The 18157-nt window shown below is 43.2% G+C and carries 17 protein-coding genes; 1 reads left to right on the top strand and 16 read right to left on the bottom strand.

What is annotated here, in order from left to right; translation table 11 throughout:
* Nucleotides 1-164: 164 nt before the first annotated feature.
* From DCMF_RS24310 to DCMF_RS24290, 5 genes are all read right to left on the bottom strand, one after another.
* Nucleotides 165-2492, bottom strand: coding sequence for a PAS domain S-box protein (locus DCMF_RS24310; RefSeq protein WP_214658870.1), 2328 nt, complete (start codon nt 2490-2492; stop codon nt 165-167).
* Nucleotides 2493-2875: 383 nt separating this feature from the next.
* Complete coding sequence (locus DCMF_RS24305; protein ID WP_148136824.1) at nt 2876-4813, bottom strand: ATP-binding protein; 1938 nt, start codon at nt 4811-4813, stop codon at nt 2876-2878.
* 17 nt (nt 4814-4830) lie between these two features.
* The gene (locus DCMF_RS24300) at nt 4831-5196 is read right to left on the bottom strand and encodes a response regulator (protein ID WP_148136823.1); all 366 of its coding nucleotides are present in this window, start codon (nt 5194-5196) and stop codon (nt 4831-4833) included.
* Between the two features lie 84 nt (nt 5197-5280).
* The gene (locus DCMF_RS24295) at nt 5281-6177 is read right to left on the bottom strand and encodes a lyase family protein (protein ID WP_148136822.1); all 897 of its coding nucleotides are present in this window, start codon (nt 6175-6177) and stop codon (nt 5281-5283) included.
* A 27-nt stretch (nt 6178-6204) separates the two neighbouring features.
* A complete protein-coding gene (locus DCMF_RS24290; protein WP_148136821.1) occupies nt 6205-6588 on the bottom strand; it encodes a PilZ domain-containing protein in 384 nt (127 codons plus the stop codon).
* Nucleotides 6589-6811: 223 nt separating this feature from the next.
* Between DCMF_RS24290 and DCMF_RS24285 the strand changes: the two genes are divergently transcribed.
* On the top strand, nt 6812-7216 hold the full coding sequence (locus DCMF_RS24285) for a hypothetical protein (RefSeq protein ID WP_214658869.1): 405 nt from the start codon (nt 6812-6814) through the stop codon (nt 7214-7216).
* Between the two features lie 91 nt (nt 7217-7307).
* Here the strand turns inward: DCMF_RS24285 and DCMF_RS24280 are convergent, their stop codons facing one another.
* The 11 genes from DCMF_RS24280 to DCMF_RS24230 all read right to left on the bottom strand — a co-directional run bounded on the left by DCMF_RS24280 (nt 7308) and on the right by DCMF_RS24230 (nt 18129).
* Nucleotides 7308-8048, bottom strand: coding sequence for an ABC transporter permease (locus DCMF_RS24280; RefSeq protein ID WP_214658868.1), 741 nt, complete (start codon nt 8046-8048; stop codon nt 7308-7310).
* 4 nt (nt 8049-8052) lie between these two features.
* A complete protein-coding gene (locus DCMF_RS24275; RefSeq protein ID WP_148136819.1) occupies nt 8053-9000 on the bottom strand; it encodes an ABC transporter ATP-binding protein in 948 nt (315 codons plus the stop codon).
* Nucleotides 8975-10162, bottom strand: a complete 1188-nt coding sequence (locus tag DCMF_RS24270) for an ABC transporter permease (protein ID WP_148136818.1) — start codon at nt 10160-10162, stop codon at nt 8975-8977. Before DCMF_RS24270 ends, DCMF_RS24275 begins: the two co-directional genes overlap by 26 nt.
* 81 nt (nt 10163-10243) lie before the next feature.
* The gene (locus DCMF_RS24265; RefSeq protein ID WP_148136817.1) at nt 10244-11218 is read right to left on the bottom strand and encodes a glycine betaine ABC transporter substrate-binding protein; all 975 of its coding nucleotides are present in this window, start codon (nt 11216-11218) and stop codon (nt 10244-10246) included.
* 105 nt (nt 11219-11323) lie between these two features.
* Nucleotides 11324-12400 carry a uroporphyrinogen decarboxylase family protein gene (locus DCMF_RS24260; protein WP_148136816.1) on the bottom strand — a complete coding sequence of 359 codons (1077 nt, stop codon included), beginning with the start codon at nt 12398-12400 and terminating at the stop codon, nt 11324-11326.
* Between the two features lie 701 nt (nt 12401-13101).
* Nucleotides 13102-13752, bottom strand: a complete 651-nt coding sequence (locus DCMF_RS24255; RefSeq protein WP_148136815.1) for a YidC/Oxa1 family membrane protein insertase — start codon at nt 13750-13752, stop codon at nt 13102-13104.
* Between the two features lie 38 nt (nt 13753-13790).
* A complete protein-coding gene (locus tag DCMF_RS24250; protein WP_148136814.1) occupies nt 13791-14036 on the bottom strand; it encodes a hypothetical protein in 246 nt (81 codons plus the stop codon).
* Nucleotides 14037-14114: 78 nt separating this feature from the next.
* Nucleotides 14115-15563, bottom strand: a complete 1449-nt coding sequence (locus DCMF_RS24245; RefSeq protein WP_148136813.1) for an amino acid permease — start codon at nt 15561-15563, stop codon at nt 14115-14117.
* A gap of 95 nt (nt 15564-15658) precedes the next feature.
* The gene (locus tag DCMF_RS24240; RefSeq protein WP_148136812.1) at nt 15659-16093 is read right to left on the bottom strand and encodes a hypothetical protein; all 435 of its coding nucleotides are present in this window, start codon (nt 16091-16093) and stop codon (nt 15659-15661) included.
* Between the two features lie 247 nt (nt 16094-16340).
* On the bottom strand, nt 16341-17360 hold the full coding sequence (locus DCMF_RS24235; RefSeq protein ID WP_148136811.1) for a LysM peptidoglycan-binding domain-containing protein: 1020 nt from the start codon (nt 17358-17360) through the stop codon (nt 16341-16343).
* A gap of 160 nt (nt 17361-17520) precedes the next feature.
* Entirely contained in the window at nt 17521-18129 is a 609-nt protein-coding gene (locus DCMF_RS24230) for a phosphatase PAP2 family protein (protein WP_214658867.1), read from the bottom strand.
* Nucleotides 18130-18157: the final 28 nt, after the last annotated feature.

Genomic DNA, 18157 nt, shown 5'->3' with positions numbered 1-18157 from the left:
CAAATCTATTTTTATTACGATTATATTTGGTATATTTCGACATTTTTTATTTTATTTGAAGAACCTATTTTACACAATTTACCACAGATACCAATTATGTTGCGAAAATAAAAAAAGTTGTTATCCCCGCTGGATAACAACTCGCCTGATCCGGATAAAATTATTTAATTATTCGTAATGTTTTTTAATTTATGGAGTTTAATTGCCGCTGCAAGCGCCATGCGCATCTCAAATTCCTCAAGTAAGACCCCTAATATTTTTTCGATCCGCTTTTTTCTGAACACCAGTGTCTTGCGGTGCAGGAACATTTTTTCCGCTGCTTCTTTCATGCTAGCGTTCTGCAAGATCTCTTCCAGCGTTTTGAGCAGATCCGTTCCCCTTTCCAAATCATAGGCAATTAAGGGGCCAATCATGGTTTCCACATAATTCGGTGCCAGCTTATGGCCGCTCATGCTCGGAAGCAATTGAAAAAGACCCAGGTCCTGATAATAACAGGTTACTTCTTCAGATTTTCCTTTGCAGAGAATTGCCGCCAGGGCGCTTTCTGCCTCCAAAAAGCTGGTCTCAAAGCTGTCCGGCCCGGAATGCACCTTGCCAACACCAATTGTGACGATTAAATCAGGCGCATAGGTACGTACTTTTTCTCTAATTTCCCCAATTATTTTTAAACCCTTTTCTCCCTGATCATTGACAGTAAGATGATGGCTTACAATACCGATCCTTTCCCTACAGTCCCAGACAATACATTCCGGAATTGTGCTTAATAATTTTAGGAGATCCTCTTTATCCTGATGAATCGGTGCCTTAACTGAGCCGTTGTTTTGCCTCTCTTGGGGATCTAATGGTTTTTTTAGGCTTAACAAGCAGCAAATCAAAGGTTGGGCAAAATCTACGCCCCAGGATTGGGCACTTAACTTAGACTTTTCCGTAATGGATATTTTCCCCCCGATAATATCATTAAAGAAATCACTTTTTCTCCTCAATTCATAGTTGAACTGCAGCATCTTTTCTGATTGCCGTTGTTTTGTGACATCTGTTAAAACGACGGCAACCGTTCTTTTCCCATGGAAACGATAGTCCATGGGAACCACTCTTCCCTCAATCCAGATATTTTTCTCTCCCCGCTTCCTCTCATCCACCCGGTAGCGAGATTCATTGGTTAAAAGACATTGCTTTACTTCATTTAATAGTACCTCTCCATCTTCACCCGGCATGACTTCTTGAATCCTTCGCCCGATTAACTGTTCTTTTGGGAACGGAATGATCTTTTGATAATTGCCAAAGATCTCAATGTGCCGGCCGTCCTCATCCACGATAAAGCTTGCATCAGGCACTGCCTGGGCAAACTCCTTCAGCCTTTCTTCCATTTCATGATGTAATTCTTCCACCTGTTTATGATCTGTAACATCGATAATTGAGCCTACAAAACGGATCGGGCAATTTTCCCAGTCAAAAATTAACTTTCCTGTGGCATGGACCCAACGATAGGTACCGTTCTTATGACGCATCCGGTATTCCAGTTCATATTTTTCATTCTTTCCTGTGATATAATGACTTGCCATGTCTGTTACTCTACTGCGATCCTCCGGATGACACCGGCTCCGCCAGTCTCCCAACTCATCGGGAATCTCATGCTCTTCGTAGCCCAAAATAGCCTTCCATTGCTTGTCAATATAAAGCCGATGATGCACCAGATCATAGTCCCAGATCCCTGCTTTGGATCCACGGATCACCCATGCTAATCTCTCTTGGCTTTCCCGTAATTCCTGTTCCATCCTCTGCTTATCTGTAATATCAAAAATGATGGAATGGACAATTTTTTTCCCGAAAATCTCGGTTAATCCTGAGTAGACCTCCACATCGCGAATTTCTCCATTTTTTAGCCGATGCTGATAGAAAAAGGATTTCTCATGAAACCTTTTTACCTCTTTCAGATTCCGAAAAATTGTCCTTAGATCCGCTGTGTTAATCTCATATATCTTCATGCCTTTTAGTTCATTGTCCGAATATCCGTAAAAATCTAACGCCGCCTGGGTAAAGTCAAGAATATCCCCCGTTTCAAAATCAATCATCAGTTCAATCGCCGGGCTATTAAAAAACCGGGCCCGGTATTTTTCTTCTCTCTCGCAAAGGGTCTGTTCCAATTTTCTATGCCTGGTCATATCGTGCCTAACAACAGCCAAACCATTTCCTAAGGGGTAAGCAGACCATTCATACCAGCGATCTGCGGCCCCATCAAATATTTCAGAATTTAGCTCCTTTTGTTCTTTCATAGCTAGGGATACCATGTTAAATAAGGCTAAATCTTCTTCATGATCGATCATGTCCAGAATGCTCCGGCCAATCAAATCTTCCGACTTACCGGAAAATGCCGATTGCATGGCCTTATTCAGGTAAGTAATTCTATATTCTTTGTCTAAAACAGAGAAAAAATCGGGCATCCTATCAATAGCTCCGATAATTTCATTATGATTGATTGTCAAGTCGCTCACACCCATACCTCCCTGCTGCTAACAATAGAATCCCCTGCTTATTTTGTCATCATCGATAACCTGTTGTTTATTCCTCCTTTATACAATGAGCATGTTTTTTTATTCATCTCAATAGCCGAATTGGCTTTATTTTCATCTTTTTTGAGAACAAAAAACGCCTCAGAATTCTGAGACGCCAAATACCACCAGAATACTTAAAACAACCTGACACAAATAAACCATAGGAAATGTTGGTAACAATGGTCTATCGGAAAATAGTTGTTTTAAATATCCGCTTCCAATTCATTCAATTTTTACAATGAATCGGATCAATCAACTCCTATAACCTTTCATCCTTTATTAAGATAACATACCCGATAAAAATAGTAAAGCGGAATAGATTATTAACGGTAAATAGGGAGAACACAGTGAAAAGTAGTAAATTTGCCCGCTTGGGTATCGACCTTGATCGTCCCTCCGATCTCTTCCAGCGCTGATCGTACAGCGGCAAGGCCCACCCCTCTGCCTGAAAGCATGTCCACGGTATTCTTGGTAGAAAAGCCGTCAAAGAAAAGTATCTCAAGTATTTCTTCCTTTGAGAGATGGCGGATCTCACTCTCTGTATAGATCCCTTTCTCTATGGCCCTTTTTCCGATCAGATCCGGATTGATTCCTTTTCCATCATCAGATATTTGCACCACATATTTGTCTTGATATTTTTCGATCCGGCAGGTAATTTCGCCAGATTCAGGCTTCCCGGAAACCATTCTCTCATCCGGCTCCTCAATCCCATGATCGGCGATATTTCGGAAGATATGGACCAGGGATTTTGTGAATGGCGTGTAGATGTTTCTATTCATGTAGAAATCCTCACCGGATATTTTAAAATCTGTGATGCTTTTACCTAATTTTTCTGCAGCTGCTTTGGTATAGTCATTATAATTTTTCAGGATCTCTTTCAGGTTCGGATAGAAAAGACGATCCAACAGTTGCAGCATCATGGCCTGTTCATTGCCCTTGAATACTTTTCTGATCTCTTCATCTATTTCTCTTAATCGTTTCTTACTCACCGTAAATGTTTCATCATTTTCAAAGTATTGGGTTCCTAAGGCCTCTGTAATGATTTTGATATCTTTTTTCAACAAATTGTCACAGTCTACCTGATTTACGAATTGACGGATGTCATCCAGACTGACGGTGTCGCTATGATGCAGCATCTCAGAAAGCGTGTCTTCCAGCCTATGGAGTTCCCTGGACGTGTGATGCAGGGAATTAAGAGAAAAATCTCCTTTCATGGTATGCATCATCCGATAGATCTGATGGAGAATGATTTTCTTTTCTTGGCCGCTGTTTAAAAGTTGGGGGATGCCATTTTTAAATAAATCGCGCAAATCGTCTATGGCCTGATTTATTTCAGCTTTGCTGCCGATCGCCCAAATCACGAGCTTGACCTTATTCTTTTCTTCCGCATCTTTCCATTCCAAAGCTTTCTTATCTGTGATATCGGTCAGAATAATCATCACCGATTTTTCCGGTTGGTTGGCCATCACTTTATATTCCACTTGAATATATTTCTTCCGGATCATGATTTCCCGGGGCAAAATAGAGAGATAGATTTTATTTCTTTTCTGGTTCTGCTCATGAAAGACGTTTTTAAATACATTGTTCATGATGCCGATGGTCTCGCGATCCACAAAATCCTGCAAAATGTCCAGAAGATTTTTTTTGCTGATGGAAAACCCAAAGATTTCATCCGATTCTTTGCTATGTTCTGCCGATATCATTAAATCGCTGCCGAAGGAAAGAAATCCTTGGCCGGCATGATCCAGCAAGTTTTTGATGGAAGCATTCTTCTGCTCAATTTCCATGCGGTGCTGCTTCTCTGCTTCATTTGCTTGTTTCAGGATCTGTTGCTGCTTGTTGAGAAGTGCGATTTCACGTTCCTTGGTTTCCGACATTTCGATAAGGAATCTGCTGATGCTTACGATTCCGGCGTACCGGTCATTTTTCAGCACCACAATATAATCATATAAATTTTCCTTCTTTCGATTCATGGCAATGAAACCGAATTTGGCCATATCGCAGGAAATGTCCACACAGACAATCTCCGATTTCATGATCAGCCCGATCTCCCGTTTCATATACAGGGCATATCCGAATTGCCTGCCGATATTTTGATAAAAATCGTGCCGCATGATGATTCCCACAGGTTTTTCCCGATCCACTAAAACTACACCTTCTGCTTCCTTGTTTTGCTCAAAGTAATCGTGAACAATGCTGCCGTTTTCCGTTACGGGAAAGGCAGGTGCAGCCTGTACTAGTTTAGCAATCGTCTCTATCATAAAAAACCCCTCAACTTTTACAATTCTTCCAAGGCTTCCTGAAGCGAGCGGATAATTTGCTCATCCTCATAAGGTTTTGTGATATAGTTCTTGGCTCCGGCATTAAGGGCTTGGAGTATTTTATCCCCTTTTCCCAAAGCAGTGATCATCACCACGCGGGCATGGGGATCACAATCCATAATCTTCTTGAGCACAGTAATCCCATCGATATGGGGCATGGTTATATCCATGGTGACAAGGTCCGGCAGCAAAGCCTGGTATTTTTCAAATGCCTCGGCGCCGTCACAGGCCTCACCGACAATTTCATGACCGGCAGATTCAAGTATTTCCCTCAGCTTCTTCCTTGAGACGATGGAATCATCCACAATAAGTATTTTTGCCATTTGAAAGTCCTCCATTTTCCTTATTCTTTTATCTATAAAATAGGGTAATGGGACCCGATCCTGTTCTATCCCATGACCCTATCTTTATAAATAACTGGGAGATGCATCAGAAAATATTACATCTATCTCTCCAAAACTCAAATAACAGGGTATGCGATACAGCTTCTTAACAGGCCGAAGAATCCCGTTTTCTTTTACTTCTGAAGGATATAATTCCAGCTCCACCCCTTGATGCGAAAGATTGGATAAAAACAATCCGTTGTGGCAATTGAGGAACTCGGCTAGAGCATCCTTGGCCATGGCATCCATACCCGGGCACGCTTCTTGCGCATAAAGGGAAGCGAATCTGGCCAGGGTACTTTCCGCGCCGGAAAAACCAGTGAACAAAGGATGCTGTCCGTCCATTCTCTGGGTGATAAAATGATGAAAAGGATAGGAATCAATCTCTTCCGCTTCTTCCACCCTGATTTCATCATCGATAAACCGGACTAAATTTCTGATGAAGAGTTCCAGGTAATCATGATAGATGCCGTTGTCCGGGCGATCGACTGTTTTAAGAAATATATCGACTATTTTTTTCACATCGTTATCTTTCAAGGCTTTCATTTCATCCGGACCAAAGCCTGAATCCTCATGATATTGAAGAAGTACCCCTTCGTATTTCTCGAAAGTTAAGTAGCCCTTTTCGATCAGCGCCTGTCCCAACAAGACATTTGATTTTTTTTGTGCTTTAAGCAGGTCATCAAGCTTCTCTTCAGTCAAATAGCCCTTTTCTACGGCCAATTCGCCAAACTTTTTATCCCGTGCAGCCTGCAGCCGGTGTATCTGATTTACTTGAGCTGCATTCATATAACCGGAATCAATTGCCAAAACCCCCAGCTTGACCTTGATTGATTTTTGCTCTGCCAAGACAACTCTCAGCTGCTCCGGTGTGACGATTCTTTTCTCCAAAAGATAGTTGCCAAAATACTGATTAAACATAAAGAATCTCCTTTCCCTTATGTGATATTATCCTTTATTCCCTATGATGAATTGGATAAACGCATCATTGATCTTGTTTTCATCACCGGTAATATCAATGAGTTTTTCTTTCAGGTACATTAACGTATCATAATCAATCACATCAAATTTTAATCCTAAGATATTTTTTACTTTTCTGATCACGGTACAGGTAATTTCCGATACCATATCCCGGATTTCCTGATCCCACTGAAACAAAATGATCAGTTTCTCTCCTTCACACACATCGATGACCGCATCGGAACTAAACAAAAAGCCGGTTAAACTGAAATTTATGATTTCACCTTTGAAGAATTTGTCCCGATACTTGGCTTGCCCTTTAATTCGATAGCCAGCCCTGGCGATTCTCCTTTTTTCTTCATTAGTGTCCATCTTTTTTCTCCTTGCCTTTTATTATTGAGTTTTCTGATATATTCTCAATAACCATAGCATGATCATGTTATGGCCATGTAATAATTATGTTATTTTTTCCCTTGGATCCTGAATTTCTTCCTTGATGAAGATAATTTTACTCATCTTAACTTTGCTTCAATTAATTCTTAATATTTCTGAGTTATGATCTATAGCAAATAATTGAGAATAAAAGGAAGGTAGCATGATGTCTAAATTGACCATTATTGATAATGAATTTGCCTCGTTGTGGTATTATCCCGACAAGAAAATCATCCACCATCAAATCAAAAAATATATTACCGGCAAACCCCTGCAGGATTTGTTAAATCGGGGAACTGAGGAATTAAGAAAAAACGGGGCCAAAAAATGGTTATCAGATGATCGGAATAATAATGCCTTAGGTGTCAAGGACACAGAATGGGCCAACAATATTTGGTTCCCTAACACAGCGCAAGCAGGTTGGAAATATTGGGCCTTAGTGCAGCCGGAAAAGATTACCGGGCAAATGAATATGAAGAGGCAGACAAGTTTTGTTTCTGACGCGGGAGTTGTCGTAAAGGTATTTAATGATCCTGATGAAGCCATGAGTTGGTTAGAAGCCCAATAAAAAAGAAGCCTCATCCATGGGGTTCAGGCATCACGAAAAAAGGTTAAAAAAAATAGAAAACCGATGCCGGTTCAGGGCATCGGTTTTCATTTTACCCCTCAAATCGGGTTTTAAATCTAATTTCACAATAAGCAAAGACCTTATCAACCAGCATTGCCAGTAAGGTAACAGGAATGGCCCCTTCAATCAGCATAATGGGATCAAATCCCCTGAAGCCTGCCCGGAAAATGGGCAGCCCTAATCCCCCGGCCCCGGTAATCGCAGTCAGGGTAGCACTACCAATAATGATAATACTGGAGGTACGCAAGCCCGATAAGATCACAGGGAATGCCAGAGGCAACTGAATCTTTAAAAGAACTTCTCCTTTCGTCATGCCCAAGCCTTTGCCAATCTCGATCATTTGTTCAGGAACATTTTCAATACCGGTAATGGTACTAAATACAATGGGCATCGTACCACAAATCACCAGAACAATGATTCCGGGCAAAAGACCGAAGCCAAGAATGGGAATGAGAATGGCCAATAAACCAATTGTAGGCAAGGCCTGGGAAGCCGCTACCATCTTCTCAATAATCGGTCGAAACTCACTGCCCAACCTGGTCAGAGAGAAAATGCCTAAAACCATACCGATGATGATGGAAAGCAAACAACTCCAAAAGCTCATGGTAATATGTTGCCAAGTTAATAAGGGTAAGTCAAACTCACCTTGTACATGATAAGACAAATTTGTTACTGCGTAGATATACTCTTTGCATTTTTCAAATAAGAATATGGAGGCCAGCAATAATATGGCCACTACCACCATATCCCTTAAACCTTTTTTTCTTTCCATTTTATCACTCACTTCTTTTCAAAACGCGCAACACGGTGTCAAGATTAATTTCTCCCAGCATGGTGCCGTTTTCGCCCTGAACGGCAGTTTTCATTTCACCTTGAGAAACCATCATGGCAAGCGCATTCTGTAAATTGGACGCAGCGGGTAAGCAAAGCTTATAATCTGTTACAGGGGCGGAAAAAGAAACGAGATAATCGGCAATGGGAAAACGGGATAAAATTTTTAGGAAATAATCCTCCCCTAAGAAATCTCTCACAAATGCCTGGTTGCCCCCTGACATAATCTTTTCCGGCGGGGCAAAATTTTGCAATACCCCTTTATCCATAATCCCTATTTTATCACCGATCTTTAAAGCCTCTTCAATATCATGGGTGACAAAAACCACAGTTTTATGCAATTGCTTCTGAATCCGTACAAACTCCTTTTGCAGTCGGGTCCGATTAATGGGGTCAACTGCCCCAAAGGGCTCGTCCATTAAAATAATAGGCGGGTCGGCCGCCAAGGCACGGGCAACCCCCACTCTTTGGGCCTCACCACCGGACAGCTCCCCAGGATATTTATGTATGTACAGATCCACATCCAAGCCTACTAATTCCAACAACTCTTCTACCCGGGCCCTTGTTTTCTTTTTATCCCACTTAAGCATCTGAGGAACGAGGGAAATATTATGCTCCACCGTCATATAAGGGAATAAGCCGATGCTTTGCACCACATATCCGATACTGCGTCTTAGGTTTTCCACTACATAATCCTCAACATTCTTACCGTTCACCTTAATCTGGCCGGAGGTGGATGGAATCAGACGATTGATCATCTTTAAGGTCGTAGATTTGCCGCACCCGCTTTTACCTAGAAGAACACAAATCTCTCCCTCGGCAACTTCCAGACTTAAGTGGTCGACCGCCTTTAAATCATCATAAAATTTACATACCTCCTGTAACGCAATCATGACCTGCCACCCCCCTTTTGGGAAAAGAATGATTTATCAAAAATCGCAGAAGATAGTCGGCCACGATCGTCATCACAAAAATAGGAATCACACCTAAAAGCAGCATATCCATGGCCAAACTATTGATTCCATTGACAATATATACGCCCAAGCCTCCGCCACCCACATAGCTGGCTAAAGCAGCCCCAATTAAAGTACTGATAAAAGCAATCCTGATTCCGCTAAGAATAATGGGCAGAGCCATTGGCATCCGGACCTTCCAAAATACGCCCCGGGATGTCATCCCCATGGCATAAGCATTTTCTATATAGTTTCCGTCAATGCTCAGGAAAGCAGCTCTCACATTATGGATGATTAAATATAAGGCATAAAGGAACAGGGCGCCAAAGGCAGGAGCAATCCCATAACCACCTATTCCCAGGTCTTTCAAGAATGCAAAATGATTCCCCAAAGCAGAAAAAGGGATCCTTAAAACGGCAAATAAGGCCATAGCCGGTATGGTCTCCGTAATATTTAAGCCGACAAGCATTATTTTATCAGTCAGGCTGCTCTTAAAGCACCAATAACCCAGGGGCAAGCCAACCAGCACCGATGTCAAAAGGACCGTCAGGGACAGGACCAAATGATGCCAGGCATCGCGCCAGAACTGATTCTTCACGCCCAGATACTCTTTCATAATGGAGTAGGTGTCTAATTGTCCCGTAACCAGGAAAATAGCTACGCATAACCAACCGGTTCCACCCACCAGCATCCTGAGCCAGCTTATTTTAATAAATTGATTGCATTTAATCATGACACAATTCAAGGCCACAATGGTGAGGATAAACCCTGCCCCCAGGGAAATGCGCGCGTTGCCCGACACCTGATAAGGGATATGGTCCGGGGAACGTGCCACCCAATAAAATAACAATCCCATAAAGATGCCGGCAAAAAGCCCCGTCACAGCATTTAAAACCTGGTTGTTTTTCTTGATAAAAGAGAAAACGAATAAGAGTGCGATTGCCGCAAACCCCCACCAGAATAAAGCACCGAAGCAGTCCTGAACACTCAATGCCTGGGGCGAAGAAATCCGAGAATTTCTGAAGTTCAGGTAATTAGGCAGGAAAAAACTTGCCAAAAGGAGGCAGGATGACAAAAAAGAAACAAAATCCCATCTTTTCATAACATTGACCCCCAGAAATAAAGCAGATTCCTTCCTAATGATCAGACCACCAAGAAGGAATCTGTAAAATCCAACTAATTATTATTGCATAAAGCCTTTTTGGGTCAGGTATTCAATGGCAACCTCAGGGCCCGGACGGCCGTTCACCTGAACTTGCTCATTTAAATAACGCGCATCATCATTGGTGATACCCTTGAAAATCGGATTCAGAATGTCGGCGATTTCCGGGTATTTGTCCAACACCTCTTGTCTGATAATGGGACAATAGCTATAACGAAGCTCTGCATTCAGGGGATCGTCGATCACCGTCATATTTAATTCATTTAAGCTTCCCTGGTTCGCAAATACCAGGCAGAAGTTGGCCCCGTCTTTCCCTTCTGCCACCATTCTTTCGTTCAGGCCTTCGGCAATAATGGTTTGGGTATTCCGATCCAATTTAAAACCGTAAAGCTGCTCCATGCCCGGTAAATTTTGGTCCCCATCAATCCAATAGGAAGGGGTAATTAATTTGACCTCTCCGCCTTCATTGACATAGCGGGCAAAATCATGCATGTTTTTGATATTGTTGGCCGCGGCAAATTCTTTTGTCGTCGCAATAATAAAGGTATTATTGGCTTCAGACGGCTCTAGCCAAACAAGCTGATTGTGCTCTAAGTCATAATCATGGATCAATTTCCAGCCCACTCCTGGTTGACGGAATGCATCCATATCCCCAAAATCGGCATAAGAAACCGCATCGCCGTCGTAGTCAAAGATCATGTCTACTTCCTTATTTAAAATAGCTTGACGCATCACGTCTACGGAAGCAGCGGAACCTGTTTTGTCCTCTACTTCATAACCGTTATGGATCAACGCTTGGACGATTAATTGACCCACAGAAGTGCCTTCAACTTCAGATAAAGTAGCAATAGAAATCGGATCCCCGGCATTTTTAATTTTTGGCTGATCATTTGCATCTCCGGTACTTTCAGAGCTGCCACACCCGGCAAGGGCAAGTATTAAAACGGATAATAAACCCAGCAGCACCAGTTTACCAATGATACCCTTGTATTTCATTTTTCTTATCCCCTTTCATTATGTCCCCAGCAATTTTATCCCCCACAATAACAATCACTCTCGTCCAATACTGCATCACCCTTTCCCCATATAAATAGACGATCATCAAAAAACTGCCCCATCTTTTAACATATCTTGTGCATCATAATAGCCAAAGTCCTCGGCAGCCTGTATTAAAGCCACTACATTTACCGGAGGTGTTGTTGCGGGCAACCCGCAGTCAGGAGCTAATACATAGCCTCCCGCTCGATGCTTTAATCGCTGCACCAACTCTTTCGCAGAATAATATACCTCTTGCGGTGAGCCGCAGCTTAAAATAGAATTTTTCAAATTCCCCCCCAAAACGAAATGCTCGCCCAAATAATTACTGGCCTTAAAAATATCCGTATTGCCGTCCAGAGAAATATAGGTGTGTTTGGGCAGCTTTAACTCCTCTTTCCAAAACCATAGGTTATGCGTATGATCACCGCAAAGATGCTCAGAGCAGCTGGTGATGCCTAAGGCCCCGATTCTTTCATGAAGTTCCTTAATATAGGGTGCACAAAGCTCCTCAAAACGCTTGGGGGAAATCAATTGATGGGACTCCACAGGATAGCCGTAGCCAACATGTAAATTTTCCCTTCCAAAACGGTCTAGGTAAAGCGTCACTTCTTTCATAGAGTATTCTACCATTAGGCGCATTAGGTAATGAACCGGCTCAGGCGCTTTATATAACCACCTCAGCAGGGTTTCCACACCTGTTAGTTGAGCAACTCTCTCCAAGGGCGAGCTGAGATAGATCCCTGCGCCCTCTCCCAAATCCCAACAAAGCTGAGAAAACTCCATCGTCAAAGCAAAAGCAGGCGCTGATTGAGGGTCGGGGACCTGCAGCTTGTCGACATCGGCCATGGTCGTGACCGGTCTTTTTCGAACTGTAGGCCAGATATGCGCACCAAACTCCAATTCGCCGCCAAAATCCCAACAGGTTCCATTAGGCAGATAATAAGAATACCCTGAATCAACCGGGAATAGCTTATTCGTCCAAATACAAGCTTCTAAAGCCAATTTAGGGTTTAAAAAAAAGCTCCCCGGATCTGATCCCATCATCTTACCTGAATACCAGTCAAAAGTAACCAATACAGGTACACGGTCAGGAGTTTTTCCCCTGCGCAGCAATGCCATTCTGTTTAATTTTCCAGCCACTACAACCTACCTCATGATGCTAAAACATCAGCCTAAATTATGATTGAAGCAAGTTCTTAATTCAGATGGAGATTCTTTTACTCCATCTGAATTTTGACGCAAGTTCTTAACTTGCTAAGCGGTTTTCTTAGCAAGTTTTAGAACTGCTAATACAGCGTGAGAACTGCAAATGCATGACTTAGTTGGCGTTGGACTCCCGCATATTGGGGGACATTCCTGTAGCGGTCAGGGGACACACCTCTTACAGAGGAATGTCCCCAATGAGTGTGTCCCTGACCGCTGATGGCGGGAGACTGAAGCAAGTTCTTGGTTTGGTTGCTTTTTACCAAACCTTAGAACTGCGAATACAGAGTAAGCCAAGTTAGTCAGGTTAAAAGGCGAAAAACCAAAAAATTTGTCGAATAAGCCTTACAACATTGTAATTGATAGCATCTAAATGCGTCCAATGCAAAGTTTTTATGACCTAGCACTGAATAATAAAAATATTTAGTCCATTTTTGATAGGACTGGCTGCCGCCCCGAACACGTCATCCCCGGAGGCATCAGAGAACTTGATTCCATCCCGAATACTCCGTATACCCGCTCCGGAAAATCTGATTAGAAAACTTGGCTTGCGCCAAACCTCTGGCGACGGCGGAGGCCTTGAAATTTATAATTCTGAAAGTAAAAAAAAGCCCGGCGCAGCCGGGCTTTACTGGTATCTATGCAGTTTCTCGAATCATGATTTCAGGCGAAGGAACTTTTAAATAGCGCTCACGGACAGCACGCCAAGAAAAAATTCTCAGCTCCATGTATCTAAAAAGGGAGTTTAAAGCCCAATAAACGCTGATTCCGGCAGGGGCCTTCCAAAGGAACACCAATCCGATCAAGATCGGAATCATCAGCATCAACGAATTTTTTTCCTGCAGCGTTAACCCGGACAAACCCTGAAGTAGGCTGGCCACCACAGGCAAAACGTGAAAGCTGTCCGGACTGTTGCTTAATACCCATGGTATGATCATACTTCCAATGGAAGTAGACAAATTGCTAATGGAAAAATAAAGGGAAAGAAAAATCGGGGTCTGAATGATCAAAACGGCATAGGAAAACCATGGGCTGATCTTATATTTTGCCATGATGGAAATGACCGCAGCATTGACTTTGGCACTATCATTTTTAAACTTTTTGGCCAATATGTCTTTCGCTGCCTGAAGATTCTGCGAGAATAACAGGGTCCTTTGCTGTTTAAGAGACAGGGGAAATAATAAAAGCTTAATCGTCAAAGTAATGAAAGCGATGGCAAAAAACCAGTCATTGGTAAAGAATAAAACAGTTTTTAATAAGTCGGCGAACACGGAATTGAAGATATGCATTTTTTTCCTCCTTATTTCGTCTGATAGAGCGATCACGATCAGAAGGCAAAATAGGGGGCCGTATCATCATCCCGGTCAACCTTGATCATTCTTCTCACCACCAGATGCCTGGTGCAAAAGGAAAGGGGTGATACTCCGACGGAAATCTTCAGCTTTTGTGTGGGGCCAATATTTTCTTTGTCACAAAAAACAGATCCCTTCATTAATTGGAAACCTAACCAGGAAAAAGTCAATAACAAGCCCAGATTAAGCAAAACCATTAAAATACTGTGATCTAATTGCATTGGCCTCACCACCTTTACATGACTAACTAAATTATAATACAAAAAACTTCATTTTCAACGCAGAAAAAATGGTAAGTTTTATTGAATGCCATCTGGTTTTTTGTCATTCATCTCCTCGGTTAATTCTTCGGAAAACTCTGCGGACAATCGTGTTTGGTACTTTTTATGATTCAGGCCGTAAGAAGTAAGAGGATTTTTTTGAGAACGGCGGAAAGATCTCATAGCCAGATAACCTACTAAATATACAGCCGTCATTATGACACCTGCTAAAAGCCCTGATCCCTGACCTGAAATAAATGGCATGCTTAAAACAATAATCACGATGCTGCATAAAACAATCCAAGAGGTATAGGGATATCCGGGCATCTGACACTTGCCGTCCGGAGGACATCCGTTCTTTTTACGGAAGCGGATGTGGGTAGCGATAATGACAGCATAGGTAAAAAGTAAGGCAAAACCGCCGGAGCTGACCAAGAACAGATAAACTTTCGGAAGCAACAGGCCAAAACCCAGCCCCAAAAGCATGGCCAGACCGGAAAATAAGATTCCCCGATACGGAACATCTCTTTTATCTTTTAACCAGTTAGGAGCATGCCCTTCATCTGCCAGAGACCGCATCATTCTTCCCAGCCCAAACATAGCGGCCAGCATTGTGGACAGGATGGCGGTAATTAATACCAGATTAATCGCCGTACCGGCCCACCCTATGCCCCACCTATTAAGAGTCGCTACCATGGGACTTACCTTTTCACTGAGGTCGGCTGTAGGAATGAGGGGAAGAAGTACGGCAACCGAAATGATATAAAATCCCACCAGACATACCACCGTATAAGCAATTGCTTTGGGGACCGTTTCTCGTGGATTTGCTGCCTCTGAAGCAGCCAAACCGATGATTTCAAAGCCGGCATAGGCAAACATCACAATCAGCATACTTCCGGCAATGCCCTTGATCCCGCCCGGGATCAAACTTTCTCTCATTAATTCTCCGGCACCGATGGGCGGAGTTCCCCGGAGCACGCCCAAGATTAATAATACTGCGATGACGATAAAAGAAACGACGGCGAAAAGTTTTACGGCCGCAAGACCGCTTTCCAGTTTGCTTAGCTTATCAGCGCCCAATAGATTCAGCAGTGTCACACCAATGATAATGAAGCTGCCCAACAAGGATATGGTGATATTGGGCGCCCATTGACGGACCAGGATAGATACGGCGGTGGCTTCGCTGGACATGGCTAAAACCATTCCGGTCCAGTACACCCAGCCCACAACGAACCCTGTTCCCTGGCCAAAGGCTTGTGCGGCAAAGGTGCGAAAGGAGCCGGCATCAGGATTTGCTACAGTCATCTCCGATAGGGCAAAAAGGATAAAAAAAACCAGTACCCCGCCCAAAATATAGGATATTAGAATAGAGGGTCCTGCCGCGTGAATGGCTACCGCCGAACCAAGAAAAAATGAGCCTCCGATCACAGTTCCTAACGCCATCATGGTGAGTTGCCAGGCGGACAGTCCTTGTTGCTTTTTCTCCATAGACTTCTTCTCCTGCACTATCAGATAATATTGGTTTATAGAGTGCATAAAACACCGGCACAATTATGCCTTATATAGCACCCTTTTTGATGATGCTAAAGTGCCTTAAACCTTTTGATAATCAAAGCAACTAATATGCCCCAGATGATCGTGCAAAAAACATTTGACAAAAATGTCTCCAAAGAAATGATTTTCAAGTCCGGCAAATCAAACAGCACGGTAGCTCCTTTAAATATAAACAATAAAACAAATGCGAAAATGACGCCTTTCATCACCAGACCATAGGATTTTATGGCCGGAATGATCATGATAAACACAATACCCATCACACCGTCCCAAATCATTTGGGTAATTTGCATCACAATCACTTCCATCAGGTTAGTAGCTAAATGCCCCAGAAATACTACTGCTGCCCAATCAAGAAATCTCATATCCGTATAGTTTAGACAGTAAAGTACCCAGTTTATGATATCCGCTCCCATGGCAGCCAATATTCCGGAAATAAACCCGATCAGTACTCTATCTTTCATGGCTCACTCCTCAAGTTTCCATACTGCCCTTATGTATGCACCGGCCGATTAATCCAGGCCAATATCTCTTTATAGTATTTCCGGCGGCCCATTTAATATAAATTTTTTTAGATCGGCCCGTCCAAGACAAAAATCCGACATTGGCTTAACCAGACCTATTCATTCCTAGAAAAAAACGCCGGCCCAGGTGAAATCCACCCGACCGGCGTACTATCTCGAGATTAATTAACCCCCACAATGGTCCGGGTTATATATTTTCGTCCGTATGGAGAGGATTGCCTTCCAATATCCTTTCGACCTCTTCATATCCTTCCGGGAAGGCGAAATTATACCGGGCCGGAAGCGCCATCACGTATCTCTTGTTCCGGCCCAGTTCTCTGGGACCGATGGGTGCGGCACCAATGTGGAACTTATCCTGCTCCAGGGATCTCCATTGGTCCAGGGTAAATATCATGATGGGGATATCCTGCCGGGGTCTTTCGGCAGTCCATAGAGGATGCCGGATCATAATCTCCGGACCCGTTTCAACCACCTGGCCATTTATATCAAGGCCTTCCCATCTATCGGTCACAATTCGGTATCCCCGCCAGCTCTCCGGCAGAGAAAAACTAAAACCATACTGGGTATTTCTGTAGACCACTGGGCTCACGGACGGAATACAGATGTTTTGGCCTATGAACAACTGGTTGGGATCGATGATCTGGGGATTGGCTTGAATCAGAGATCGATAGGGAACCCCAAACCGCTGCGCGATTCCCGACAGGGTATCTCCCTGACGCACGGTATAAATACGCCCGCTGCAGGCATGTGGAATACAAAGGTTAAATCCCACCATCAGGTTATCCGGATTACTGATACTAGGGTTGGCGGCAAGGATCGCAGATACCGTTACGTTAAATCTCCGGGCAATGGCGGTTAGCTTATCTCCTGAACGTACGGAATAGATCTCTCCAGTACATTCAACAGGTGTGGGAAGAGGCATTACCCCCGGAACACAAATAGTTTGACCTATGCTGAGAACATTCGGATCAGTGATTTGCGGATTGGCCCCAATCAGACTGTTTAAAGAAATTTTATAGTGCTGGGCAATAGAATAGAGGGTGTCGCCTCTTTTAACCTGATACATGAAGCCGCGGCACGGTCGCTGTCTCATATCACCTCTTTGATGCGCCATTCCCGGAAAGGAGCCGGACCTAAATTGATTCATCATCATGGGCATAGAACAGCAGGGATAGTAATACATGCAGTAAAGGCAATTGCGATACATCTATTTTTTCCCCCCTTCATTTCTTTCCAACAAGCTCTTATTTTTCCTGTTACCCATCTCATTATATGTCAGATAGGAGAAGGGGGGACTTTGTCTCTTGACAATTTTGCGATGCCCGGGCGAAAGCTGCGCATCGAAATCTCTTTTGGACATACTTAAATCATATATTACTTCGGTAATACCGAATAGCCTGTAACCCAAGAATGCATCCTACAAGCCAAAACCCGCCAGCAGCAAAACCGGCTAAAACATCACTTGGGTAATGGACGCCTAAATAGATCCGGCTGATGCCAATGGCGCAGATGAGGAGGAGAAGAATACCCGTGCAAAAAACTTTTGTTTTCCTTTTCGTTAAGTTAATCCACGTTAAATAAGCCAACATCCCATAAAAAGCAAAAGAGACCATGGCATGGCCGCTGGGAAAGCTGTATCCTGTGACTTGTACCATTCTTGCTATATCCGGCCTGCTCCGTTGAAAGATCCATTTCAATAATTCATTCATGATCCAACTACCGGTCAAGGCGATGAGCACCATGTTTGAATCCCAAAAGTGTTTTTTGGCCAAAAGGAAATAAATCCAGACCAGGACGGCGAGAAAAAGCATCACAGCAGGAGAACCCATACTGGTTATCCCTTTCATAATTTGCGTTGTTAAGGGGCCGTGGATCAGATTAATTACATGAATCACAATTTGGTCAAACAGTTTTAGTTCGTCATTGATTAAGTCCTCAGACAGCTTAGCAAATAGGAGCATAAAGACCAGACCCAAGACCAATCCCCCTAAAAGATAGTTTCCA

The sequence above is a fragment of the Candidatus Formimonas warabiya genome, assembly GCF_002777255.1.
GTDB lineage: Bacteria > Bacillota > Dehalobacteriia > Dehalobacteriales > Dehalobacteriaceae > Formimonas > Formimonas warabiya.
This window is presented reverse-complemented; position numbering and strand designations above follow the sequence as displayed.

Coding starts and splice junctions, on each gene's coding strand:
- DCMF_RS24305 (WP_148136824.1), bottom strand. CDS start 4,813: ATGATAGAGACGATTGCTAAACTAGTACAGGCTGCACCTGCCTTTCCC.
- DCMF_RS24300 (WP_148136823.1), bottom strand. CDS start 5,196: ATGGCAAAAATACTTATTGTGGATGATTCCATCGTCTCAAGGAAGAAG.
- DCMF_RS24295 (WP_148136822.1), bottom strand. CDS start 6,177: ATGTTTAATCAGTATTTTGGCAACTATCTTTTGGAGAAAAGAATCGTC.
- DCMF_RS24290 (WP_148136821.1), bottom strand. CDS start 6,588: ATGGACACTAATGAAGAAAAAAGGAGAATCGCCAGGGCTGGCTATCGA.
- DCMF_RS24285 (WP_214658869.1), top strand. CDS start 6,812: ATGATGTCTAAATTGACCATTATTGATAATGAATTTGCCTCGTTGTGG.
- DCMF_RS24280 (WP_214658868.1), bottom strand. CDS start 8,048: ATGGAAAGAAAAAAAGGTTTAAGGGATATGGTGGTAGTGGCCATATTA.
- DCMF_RS24275 (WP_148136819.1), bottom strand. CDS start 9,000: ATGATTGCGTTACAGGAGGTATGTAAATTTTATGATGATTTAAAGGCG.
- DCMF_RS24270 (WP_148136818.1), bottom strand. CDS start 10,162: ATGAAAAGATGGGATTTTGTTTCTTTTTTGTCATCCTGCCTCCTTTTG.
- DCMF_RS24265 (WP_148136817.1), bottom strand. CDS start 11,218: ATGAAATACAAGGGTATCATTGGTAAACTGGTGCTGCTGGGTTTATTA.
- DCMF_RS24255 (WP_148136815.1), bottom strand. CDS start 13,752: ATGCATATCTTCAATTCCGTGTTCGCCGACTTATTAAAAACTGTTTTA.
- DCMF_RS24250 (WP_148136814.1), bottom strand. CDS start 14,036: ATGCAATTAGATCACAGTATTTTAATGGTTTTGCTTAATCTGGGCTTG.
- DCMF_RS24245 (WP_148136813.1), bottom strand. CDS start 15,563: ATGGAGAAAAAGCAACAAGGACTGTCCGCCTGGCAACTCACCATGATG.
- DCMF_RS24240 (WP_148136812.1), bottom strand. CDS start 16,093: ATGAAAGATAGAGTACTGATCGGGTTTATTTCCGGAATATTGGCTGCC.
- DCMF_RS24235 (WP_148136811.1), bottom strand. CDS start 17,360: ATGTATCGCAATTGCCTTTACTGCATGTATTACTATCCCTGCTGTTCT.